This window comes from Pedococcus sp. (assembly GCF_036554925.1).
GTDB lineage: Bacteria > Actinomycetota > Actinomycetes > Actinomycetales > Dermatophilaceae > Pedococcus_A.
The window spans coordinates 17,052-27,507 of record NZ_DATBMI010000112.1; the positions used below are offsets into that span (position 1 = coordinate 17,052).

The window sequence follows — 10,456 nt, forward strand, 5'->3', positions numbered from 1 at the left end:
TCGACCCCGGGCGGGCCCCGCCTCACCCTCCGAACGAGTCAACCAGACGGGTCCGACACCGGTCGCCCCGTCAGGACGCCAGCTCCTCGAGAGCCTTGCGGATCCGCTTCTCGGACACCGGGTATGCCGTGCCGAGGCTGTTCGCGAAAAGGCTCACCCGCAGCTCCTCGATCATCCACCCGGCCTCCCGCACGGGCTCCGAGCGACGGTCGACGGGCGCGAGGGAGTCGAGCAGGTCGGCATACGCCTCCTCCACCCGGTCGACGGTCTCCTGGCTCTGCGCGTCGCGGGCCAGAGCGCCCGGCGCCTTCTCGATCCGCTGCACCATGGCCCGCAGGTAGCGGCGCAGGTGCGGCAGCCGGTCCAGGCCCGTGTCGGCGACGAACCCCGGGTAGACGAGGCTCCGCAGCTGCGCCCGCAGGTCGGCCGCCATCGCGGCGACGGCCGGCGCGGTCAGGGTGGCGATCCCCTGCTCCACCTGGCGGGCCAGGGTCAGCACCGGCTCGACTTCGTCGATGACGCCCAGCACGCGGGCCGCGGCGTGGGCGCGCACGCCGGCCAGAACGTCCTCGAAGGTCTCCGCGTCGTGCACGCTCGCCGGCGCCCGCTCGGCGACGATGGCATCGACCGCGCACGCGAGGCAGTCCTCGAGCAGGGCCGGGACGCTCCCGTGCGGGTTGTTCCCGAGGGCCAGCTTCTGGGCGTTGCCGAGCCGGGCGAGCACGCGCTTCCAGGGAGCCGTCGTGTTCAGCAGCAGCAGGCGTCGGACGCCGAGGCGCGTGGCTGCCCGGGCCTCGCGCTCCCCCGGCAGCACGACGAGGTCGACGCTCCCGCCGCGGTCGACGAGAGCCGGGTAGCCGTGGACCCGCTGTCCGCCCGACTCGGCCTCGAAGCTCCGCGGGAGCGTCCCGAAGTCCCACTGCCGCAGGCCCTTTCGCTCGATGGAGGCTCCAGCTCGCGACATCCGCCGCTGCACCTGGCCGGCCAGCCCGTCCTTGAGGTCCTCGAGAACCTTCCCCGTCGCGAGAGCTCGCCCGCGGTCGTCGTCGACGCTGAAGGTGATCCTCAGGTGGTCGGGGACCCGGGTGACGTCCCACTCCGCGTCGGGCACGCGCACGCCCGTGCGGGCGTGGAGGACCCGTGACAGCTCCTCGGTGAGGCGGCGCCCACCGCCGGGCTGCGCGTCGGCGAGTGCCGCGGCAGCGTGGTCGGGCGTGGGGACGAAGTGCCGACGAGTCGCCTTGGGCAGCGACTTCAACAGCGCGGTCGCGAGGTCCGCCCTCAGGCCCGGCACCTGCCAGTCGAAGCCGTCGTCGGCAACCTGGTTCAGCACCTGCACCGGGATGTGCACGGTCACGCCGTCGGCTGCCGCACCCGGCTCGAACTGGTAGGTCACCGGCAGCTCGAGCCCGCCCTGCCGCCAGGTGGCCGGGTAGTCCGTCGTCGACACCGCCTCCCCCGTGGTGCGGGTCAGCAGGTCCTCGGTGAAGGTCAGCAGCTCCGGCGTCTCGCGCCGGGCCCTCTTCCACCAGCTGTCGAAGTGGCGGGCCGACACGACGTCGGCGGGGATGCGCTGGTCGTAGAGCTCGACCAGCGTGTCGTCGTCCACGACGATGTCGCGACGTCGCGCACGCTCCTCGAGCTCCGACAGCCGTTGCAGCAGAACCTGGTTCGCGCGGTAGAACTCGTGGTGCGTGTCCCAGTCACCTTCGACGAGCGCGTGCCGGATGAAGAGGTCGCGCGACTCCTCGGGGTTGATCCGGCCGTACTGCACCGTGCGGGCCGCGACCAGGGGCACCCCGTAGAGCGTGACCCGCTCGGTGGCCAGCGCCGCGCCCTGCTTCCGCGACCAGCGGGGCTCGCTGTAGGTGCGCTTGACCAGGTGCGTCGCCAGGCGTTCGGCCCACACGGGGTCGATACGGGCGTTGGTGCGGGCCCACAGCCGCGAGGTCTCCACCAGCTCGGCCGACATCACCCACGTCGGCTGCCGGCGGAACAGGGTCGAGCCGGGCGAGATGGCGAACCGCGCTCCGCGGGCGCCGAGGTAGTCGCGCTTCACCTCGTCGCGCAGCCCGAGGTGCGAGAGCAGGCCGGCGAGAAGCGACTGGTGGATGAGGTCCACCTGCGGCTCCTCCCCCGGGGCGGCCGTGGCCTGGTTCGGGTCCAGTCCCTGCTGGCGGCAGGCCTGGCGCAGCTGGCTGTGGAGGTCCTGCCACTCGCGCACCCGCAGGTAGTGCAGGAACTCGTTCTTGCACATGCGCCGAAAGGCACTGCCGCTCAACGCCTTCTGCTGCTCCCTCAGGTAGCGCCAGAGGTTGAGGAGCGAGATGAAGTCGGAGTGCTCGTCGCGGAAGCGTGCGTGGGCCTGGTCGGCCTGGGTCTGCTTGTCGGCAGGACGCTCACGAGGGTCCTGCATCGAGAGTGCCGCGACGATGACCAGGACCTCGCTCGTGCAGCCGTTGCGGTCCGCCTCGAGGAGCATGCGCCCCAGACGCGGGTCGAGGGGCAGGCGCGCCAGTGCCTTGCCGTATGCCGTGAGCCGGCGCCCGCGGCCCCGCCTCGCCTGCGAGCCGCGCGCGGCCGAAGCGCCCTGCTCCGGCGCGCCCCCGGCAGACGCGTCGAAGGCCCCCAGCTCCTCGAGCAGCCGCACGCCGTCCGCGATCTGGCGGGAGTCCGGCGCGTCCACGAACGGGAAGGCCGAGATGTCGCCCAAGCCGAGCGAGGTCATCTGGAGGATGACGGAGGCGAGGCTGGTGCGCTGGATCTCGGGCTCGGTGAACTCGGGCCGGCTCTCGTAGTCGTCCTCGGAGTAGAGGCGGATGCAGATGCCGTCGGCGACGCGGCCGCAGCGGCCGGCTCGCTGGTTCGCGCTGGCCTGCGAGATGGGCTCGATGGGCAGTCGCTGCACCTTCGTGCGCTGGCTGTACCGGGAGATGCGGGCGGTACCGGCGTCGACGACGTAGCGGATGCCGGGGACGGTCAGGGAGGTCTCGGCCACGTTGGTGGCCAGCACGACGCGTCGGCCCGTGTGCCGACCGAAGACCCGGTGCTGCTCGGCCGCGGAGAGCCGCGCGAACAGCGGCAGGATCTCGGTCTGCGGCAAGGCCATCGACGCGAGCGCGTCTGCGGTGTCACGGATCTCGCGCTCACCGGAGAGGAACACGAGGATGTCCTGGTCGCCGCCGTCCCCGCGGGCCTCGGTCCACAGCTCCTCGACGGCCTCGCAGACGCCGGTCACCTGGTCGCGCTCGTCGGCGTCCTCGCGGTCCGGGTCGACGAGCGGTCGGTAGCGGAGCTCGACGGGGTAGGTGCGGCCGGAGACCTCGACGATCGGCGCCGGGGTGCCGTCGGGAGCGGCGAAGTGCTCGGCGAAGCGCTCGGGGTCGATCGTCGCCGAGGTGATGACGACCTTGAGGTCGGGACGCCGCGGCAGGAGCTGCTTGAGGTAGCCGAGGATGAAGTCGATGTTGAGGGAGCGCTCGTGGGCCTCGTCGATGATGATCGTGTCGTACTTGCGCAGGTCCCGGTCGCGCTGCATCTCGTTCAGCAGGATGCCGTCCGTCATCACCTTCACGAGCGTGGTGTCGCTGCTCTGGTCGGTGAAGCGGACCTGGAAGCCGATCGCCGTCCCGAGGTCCACCTCGAGCTCCTCCGCGATCCGCTCGGCGACCGACCGGGCGGCGATGCGTCGGGGCTGGGTGTGCCCGATGAGGCCCTCGGCCCCGCGGCCGATCTCGAGGCAGATCTTGGGCAGCTGGGTGGTCTTTCCCGAGCCCGTCTCGCCCGCCACGATGACGACCTGGTGGTCGCGAATCGCCGCCGCGATGTCGTCCTTGCGCTCGACGACGGGCAGGTGCTCCGGGTAGTGCAGCTCGGGGACCGGGATCGCACGCCGCGGGCGGGGTGCTGCACCCGGCGTGTGGGCGGTCGCGGCCCGCTGGCGCTGACCGCCGGCCTGCGCGCCTGGGCGCCTGCCGCGCCTGCGGTTCCCGCGGCGTTCTCTGTGCTCTGGACGGCCCCCGCTCCGGGCAGGCGGCTGCTCGGAGGGTTGGGGGGTGGACATGGCGTTCAGCATACGTCGGCGGCACGTGCGACCCCGTGGTCCTGTGCGACGGCTGCCGCGTGGCCGCTCGTCCCAACGCGGTAGACCGCAGCCCGTTTGGCGCAGGCGGGCGTAGGCGTTGGGTGGTCCTTCTGGTGGATCGCCGGCCGGAGGGTGCCACCTAGCGTCGAGAGCGGGCCCGTCGCAGCGGCCCGCCCACAACGAGGAGGAACTGATGCCCAGATGGCGACTGCCCGCAGCCATGGCCGCGGCGGCAGCACTGGCAGTGCCGATGGCCGGCGCCGCCACCGCAGGTGAGCCCAAGGTCCTCACCGAGGATGTCTACGCGCCCTTCCAGCTCGCCATCGACGACGACGAGGTCTACGTCGCCGACGGCTTCACCTCCCTGGTCTCCAAGATCCGCCGCACCGGCCTGGTCACCAAGGCCGAGGGACCGCAGCCGGGCGAGGTCGCGGGGCTCGCCTTCAGCAGGTCCGGGGACGCGATGGCGTACACCACCACCTCGTACACCGACGGCTCCACGACCCTGACGATCAGGAAGGGGTCGAAGACCGTCGTGGCCGACCTCAGCGGGTTCGAGGCCGACCGCAACCCCGACCAGCGGATCGAGTACGGCATCAACAACGCTGACGACTGCGTCAAGGGCGCGCTGGGCGACTACGCGGAGTACAACGGGATCGTCGAGTCGCACCCGTACGCCGTCGAGGCGTGGGGAGACAGCTGGATCGTCGCCGACGCAGCCGGCAACGACCTGCTCAAGGTCAGCGCCCAGGGCAAGGTCTCCAGGCTCGCGGTGCTGCCGTCGCAGCCCACCAAGATCACCGCCGAGATGGCGGCTGTCGACGGCCTCCCGGACTGTGTGGTCGGCAAGACCTACCGCTTCGAGGCGGTGCCCACCGACGTGGAGTGGGGACACGACGGCTGGCTGTACGTGACGACCCTGCCCGGCGGGCCGGAGGACCCGAGCTTCGGGGACCGCGGCAGCGTGTGGAAGGTCAACCCGAAGTCCGGTGAGGCCAAGCGCGTCGCGACGGGCTTCGGAGGGGCCACCAACCTCGCCATCGGCCCCGAGGGGCGGATCTACGTCGCCGAGCTCTTCGCCGGCCAGATCTCCACCATCAAGGACGGCAAGCCGCACCGCTGGATGAAACTGGAGAACGCGGTGTCCGTCGAGTACGGCGGCGGCCACCTCTACGCCGGCACGATGGCGCCGCTCGACGAGAACTTCGAGCCGACCGGTCCGGGCTCGGTGGTCCGCCTGAAGTAGCCAGCCGGCACGTCGCCGCACGTCCGGGGCTCCCACCAGGCGGTGGGAGCCCCAGACGTGCCCGGGACCGGGCACGGCCTCACCACGAGGACGACGCCGACGGCGGGCCGGCGTCGGGCGCGCGCTGGCCGTCAGGTCGCCCGGCGGCACGCTCCCGCAGACGCTGGGCCCGCTCGAAGGCGTCCGTGACCTGGGGAGCCTTGTCGTACACGGTCCTGCCCGCGTGGAGCCCGTACGCGGTGAGCAGCATCGCGCGGGCGTCGGCACCGTTGCGCGTGGCGAGGTTCCAGTCGCCCCGGACGGCCGCCAGCCGGAGGTCGACCGCGCGACGCGCCCTGTCCCCCAGGCTCCGCGGCGCGACGTGGGACCGTCCCGTCGCCACGGCTCCCGCCCCTCCGGACCCTCCCGGACTGCTCACCTCACGTGGGGGCCAGGGGTTGGCCTGCTTGATCTGGGCCCGCATCCCGCCGGCGATCCGGGCACGGGGAGTGAGCAGCTCCGACGGCCCTGAGTGGGCGGCCGACGGCGGCGCCCCCAGCCGGGCGCCGTTGCGGAGGACTCCGGCGCCGACTCCCACCATGCCCAGTGCCGCCTCGGTCACCAAGGGTTCGAGTGCCCCCTCCTGATAGGCAGCCCACAGCACGGTGTCCGCCGCGAGCCCGAGCCCGGCCGCACCGCTCGCCGCGACGCCGGCGGCAGGCTTGAAGCCGGGCACGAGCGCGAGCAGGCCGGCCGTCTCGGCGGTGCTGCGCGCCACGGAGGCGGTCCCCTTCACGGTGTCGTACTGCCACGAGTCGGTGAGCGCGTCGTCGAGCAGGGCCCCCAGTGACCGGGCACAGCGCTGGTCCGCCTCGCGGAAGCGCTCCTGGGCTCGTCGGTAGAGCTGCTCCTGCTCCAGGACCTCGGCCGCACCCTGGACCATGAGGGCTCGCAGCTCCGGCACACGCGCCTGTTCGGCCGGAGCGTCGCTCAGCTCGGCCTGCGCCATCGCCTCCCCGAAGCGATCGCGGCGGATGATGCCGCGCTCACGCAGGAGGATCGCCCGGGTGCAGGCGTCCTGGGCCTCCCGGAACTCCGCGGCGAACACGCGCAGGACGGCTGCGGCACCGACATAGCGCTCGGCCACCGCGCCCAGGAGGGGAGGCAGCTCGGTGACGCGCGCAGCGAAGGCGCGCCCAGCCGGGCTGTCCCACCGGGAGCCGCTGCGGACCATCGCGAGCCGGGCCTGGGCCGAGCCGATACGGATCGCCTCGTCGCGCAGGGCGGTGGCCAGCCCCTCCACCACCTCAGGGCTCCCGGGAATCGGCGGGAACACGCTCAGGGACCTCCGAGGGTGGCCGCGACGTCGGTCTCGACCTGGAGGTAGGCGGACCCGGCGTTCTGGGCCGCGCTCGCGAGCTCGTCGAGACGGCGGGCGAGGAGGATCCGGTCGCGCTCCCAGTTGCCGAGGACGGCCTGGACTGCGCCCGCTGCACTGCCCGGACCGAAGGCCCACGGCTCGACAGCGGTGGCCTGGCCCAGGGCGCGGAGGAACGTGCTGACCTCGGCCAGCGAGCCCCCCAACCGGGCCACGTCCTCGGCGCTCACCTCGATCTCGGGCATGCTCCGAGGCTAGGCCGGTTGCACCGCAGGCCGGCCCGGTTGTCCACAGCAGGCGGAGGCACCACGATGGCCTGGCCGGCAGCGCCCGGCCCTGAACCGGTGAGGGAGAGCGATGAGCGACCTGCAGTGCCCGGCCCGGGTCATCCTCGCCCGGCACGCTGAGGCCATGACGCCGGGGAACGGCCTACCGCGACGACTCACCCCGCGCGGGGGCGACCAGGCCCGGGCGCTGGCCGGAGCCGCTCGTGATCGCCGCGTGGCGGCCCTCTGGTCCAGCACGATGGATCGTGCCGCGCAGACCGCGGGCATCGTTGCCGAACAGCTGCGGCTGCCCGTCACGTATGACGACCGGCTGCGCGAGCTGATGGCCGACGAGGCGAGCGCCCCGGACCCGCGCGACGCGGACCCGGGCGACGTCTACGCGTCCTGGCTCGACGGCGACCTCGACGGCGCGATGTTCGGGGAGACCGGCCACCACGTCGTCGACCGGCTGCGGAGCGTCGTCGAGGAGGTCGCCGACCGGTTCCGCGGCGAGACCGTCCTGCTGGTCTCCCACGGCGGGATCATCTCCCTCGGCCTGATCGCGTTGTGCCGCAACGTGGATCGAGCGTGGGCCGACGCGCACCCGCTCGAGCCGGGTGAGGCGGTCGAGCTGGATGTCGACTCCTCCGGCTGGGCCTGCCGCCGGTGGGCGGACCACCCGCTGGCGTCGTAGCCGACGGGGGCTGCTCGGCGACGTGCGTCACCGACCAGCCCCCGCGGCATACCCCCTGCGGCTCCCCCGTCAGGCGGACTTGGCGGCCGTGAAGCCCTGCTCGAGGTCGGCGATGATGTCGTCGATGTGCTCGATGCCGACGGCGAGGCGGACCAGGCCAGGCGTCACACCGGCCTTGAGGCGGTCGCCGTCAGGACCCTGCGAGTGCGTCGTCGACGCCGGGTGGATCGCGAGCGAGCGCACGTCGCCGATGTTGGCCACGTGGCTGTGCAGCCTGAGGGCCTCCACGAAACGCCTGCCGGCCTCGACACCGCCGTGGATCTCGAACGCCAGCACAGCGCCCGCGCCCTTCGGCGCGTACTTCTGCGCCTTCGCGAAGCTCTCGTGCTCGGGGATCGAGGCCCACACGACGCTGTCGACCTGGTCCTTGGACTGCAGGTACGCGGCGACCTTGTGGGTGTTCTCGAGGTGGCGGTCGAGGCGCAGGCTGAGGGTCTCGACGCCCTGGGCGATGAGGAACGCGTTGAACGGCGAGATCGCCGCGCCGAGGTCGCGCAGCAGCTGCACGCGCGCCTTGAGGATGAAGGCGAGGTTCGCGCCGAGTGGGCTGTCGACGCCGAGGTCCCGGGCGAAGACCAGGCCGTGGTAGCTGTCCTCCGGGGTGTTGTAGTTGGGGAACTTCGCCGGGTCCTGGCCGTAGTCGAAGGTGCCGCCGTCGACGATGACGCCGGCGATCGAGGTGCCGTGCCCGCCAAGGTATTTCGTCGCCGAGTGCACGACGACGTCGGCGCCCCACTCGAGCGGGCGGATGAGGTACGGCGTGGCGATGGTGTTGTCGACGACGAGCGGGACGCCGTTGTCGTGCGCCACCTGCGCGACGGCCTCGATGTCGAGGACCTCGGACTTGGGGTTGGAGATCGTCTCGGCGAAGAAGAGCTTGGTGTTCGGCTGCACCGCGGACTTCCACGACTCGATGTCGTTCGGGTCGTCCACGAAGGTCACCTGCAGGCCGAACTTCGGCAGCGTGTGCTTGAGCAGGTTGAAGGTGCCGCCGTAGAGGCTCGGGCTCGCGACGACGTGGTCACCCGCCTCGGCGATGTTGAGGATCGCGATGGTCTCCGCCGCCTGACCTGAGGCGACCAGCAGCGCGCCGACGCCCCCCTCGAGGGAGGCGATGCGCTGCTCGACCGCGTCCTGCGTCGGGTTCATGATGCGGGTGTAGATGTTGCCGAACTCTTTCAGGGCAAAGAGGTTCGCGGCGTGGGTTGTGTCCTTGAAGACGTAGGACGTCGTCTGGTAGATCGGCAGGGCCCGGGCGCCGGTGGCGGCGTCCGGCTCCTGGCCGACGTGGATCTGACGGGTCTCGAAGGACCAGTTCGGGGTGGGGTCACTCATCGCGTGGCCTTCCATGTCGTATGCCGCTGCGCTCGGCTCCGTGGGCCGGCTCACCGGGGCCGCGGCTGGTCGTGGGCTGACGTGCTGTGGTCCGCCGCCGACGGTGGCAATGGGCACCGTCGACGACGGTGCGGGACACGTGATGAGGTCTCCCGCGCTTGCGCTCGGCTCACGCCTCGCGCCTGGTCCTCACCCGGGGCACCCCACCGCGGAAGGAGGGTTGCCGGCCAGCAAGCCGGGGCTTGGCACTGGCACTCATGACCTGCGCCCGATGATAGGCGGCGCCGAGGCCCTCTCGGCAGAGCCGTCTCTCATAGCGGAACATGAACCCTTTCGTGGTGACGGTGTGACAGTTGGGGCGGTTGTGGTGACCAAGTCCCGCGGATCGATATCGGGCTGTTAACCGGTTCCGATGGCACGGCGGCGGATCAAGGAGCACACTGCTGCGTGGGGACACCCTCAGGGGATGCAGTGGGGGCCGGGCGCACGACGCTCGGCCCCCACTGTGTTGCCTGAGGAGGGTGACTCCTGCAGGGCGGGCTCCCCGGGCCCGGGCACGCGGACCCGGCTGCCGACGGGCCGCCCACGGCGACGCCCCGTGACCTCCGGCGATGCTGCTCGTTGACCCTGGCGGGGGGCAGTTGCCTGTGGACAGCGCGGATGGCTCGTATGTCCGTTTTCCGTAGACTCGGACGGGCCACACGGGCGCAACACAGGCGACTGCAGGCCGAGGGGTCGAGATGGGGAGAGCTGTGACTGGTTACCGCAGGATGGGGATCGCTGCTTCGGCGGCCGCCTGTGCGCTGGCGTTGGCTGGGTGCAACGGTGCCGAGGCCGGGCCCACGCCATCGGGGTCTGCGGCGGCGAGCTCCAGCAGCACGGCGACCACGTCGACCGGGTCAGCGACGACGAGTACCCCCAGCGGCACGGCCACGGTGACCATCCCCGCCGCCGCCAAGCAGCGCACGCCCGACGGCGCCAAAGCCTTCGCCAGCTTCTACTACGAAGTCCTGAGTGATTCGCAATATCGCGCCGATTCGTCTTCTCTGCGATCACTTTCCGCAGCCAGCTGCGTGGCTTGTCAGGCATTCGCCAAGAAGGCAGACGAAATGAAGCGCCGAGGTCATCATGTCGATTCCCGCTCGCTCAACGTCGATGACGCAGTCGTAACCCCGACCACGGTTCGCAACGGATTCGTCATCGACGTTCTGGCGGACGACCGACCCAGCAAGGTCGTCGACGCGACCGGTTCAGTCGTGTCAACGAGCCAAGGCGCAAAGCTCACCTTCAGGACCCAGGTCGTGTGGACCTCGACCGGGTGGAAGGTCGCGGACTCAAAGCTGGTGAAGAGTTGATGCACCGACGATCAACAGCAGCCCTCCTGACATTCGGCGCGTTGGCCGTTGCACCTTCA

Annotated in this window: 8 protein-coding genes and 1 riboswitch; of the genes, 3 read left to right on the forward strand and 5 right to left on the reverse strand. The window is 71.6% G+C overall.

The window, feature by feature from the left end; genetic code table 11:
• Nucleotides 1-70: 70 nt before the first annotated feature.
• Nucleotides 71-4,063 carry an ATP-dependent RNA helicase HrpA gene (hrpA, locus tag VIB11_RS09375; protein ID WP_332030590.1) on the reverse strand — a complete coding sequence of 1,331 codons (3,993 nt, stop codon included), beginning with the start codon at nucleotides 4,061-4,063 and terminating at the stop codon, nucleotides 71-73.
• A gap of 214 nt (nucleotides 4,064-4,277) precedes the next feature.
• On the opposite strand from hrpA, the gene VIB11_RS09380 reads away from it, so the two are divergent.
• Nucleotides 4,278-5,330, forward strand: coding sequence for a ScyD/ScyE family protein (locus tag VIB11_RS09380; RefSeq protein WP_332030592.1), 1,053 nt, complete (start codon nucleotides 4,278-4,280; stop codon nucleotides 5,328-5,330).
• 79 nt (nucleotides 5,331-5,409) lie between these two features.
• On the opposite strand, the gene VIB11_RS09385 is transcribed toward VIB11_RS09380, so the two are convergent.
• Nucleotides 5,410-6,645 carry a hypothetical protein gene (locus VIB11_RS09385; RefSeq protein ID WP_332030594.1) on the reverse strand — a complete coding sequence of 412 codons (1,236 nt, stop codon included), beginning with the start codon at nucleotides 6,643-6,645 and terminating at the stop codon, nucleotides 5,410-5,412.
• A gap of 2 nt (nucleotides 6,646-6,647) precedes the next feature.
• Nucleotides 6,648-6,932, reverse strand: a complete 285-nt coding sequence (locus VIB11_RS09390; protein ID WP_332030595.1) for a hypothetical protein — start codon at nucleotides 6,930-6,932, stop codon at nucleotides 6,648-6,650.
• A 112-nt stretch (nucleotides 6,933-7,044) separates the two neighbouring features.
• Between VIB11_RS09390 and VIB11_RS09395 the strand changes: the two genes are divergently transcribed.
• Nucleotides 7,045-7,647, forward strand: a complete 603-nt coding sequence (locus tag VIB11_RS09395) for a histidine phosphatase family protein (protein WP_332030597.1) — start codon at nucleotides 7,045-7,047, stop codon at nucleotides 7,645-7,647.
• A gap of 69 nt (nucleotides 7,648-7,716) precedes the next feature.
• Here the strand turns inward: VIB11_RS09395 and VIB11_RS09400 are convergent, their stop codons facing one another.
• A complete protein-coding gene (locus VIB11_RS09400; protein ID WP_332030599.1) occupies nucleotides 7,717-9,042 on the reverse strand; it encodes a bifunctional o-acetylhomoserine/o-acetylserine sulfhydrylase in 1,326 nt (441 codons plus the stop codon).
• Between the two features lie 149 nt (nucleotides 9,043-9,191).
• Nucleotides 9,192-9,305: riboswitch (SAM riboswitch) on the reverse strand.
• Nucleotides 9,306-9,802: 497 nt separating this feature from the next.
• Nucleotides 9,803-9,976 (reverse strand): hypothetical protein, encoded by a 174-nt coding sequence (locus VIB11_RS09405; protein WP_332030601.1) that lies wholly within the window; start codon nucleotides 9,974-9,976, stop codon nucleotides 9,803-9,805.
• A 1-nt stretch (nucleotide 9,977) separates the two neighbouring features.
• On the opposite strand from VIB11_RS09405, the gene VIB11_RS09410 reads away from it, so the two are divergent.
• Nucleotides 9,978-10,397: a DUF6318 family protein gene (locus VIB11_RS09410; RefSeq protein ID WP_332030603.1), complete on the forward strand. Its 420-nt coding sequence runs from the start codon at nucleotides 9,978-9,980 to the stop codon at nucleotides 10,395-10,397.
• Nucleotides 10,398-10,456 lie beyond the last annotated feature (59 nt).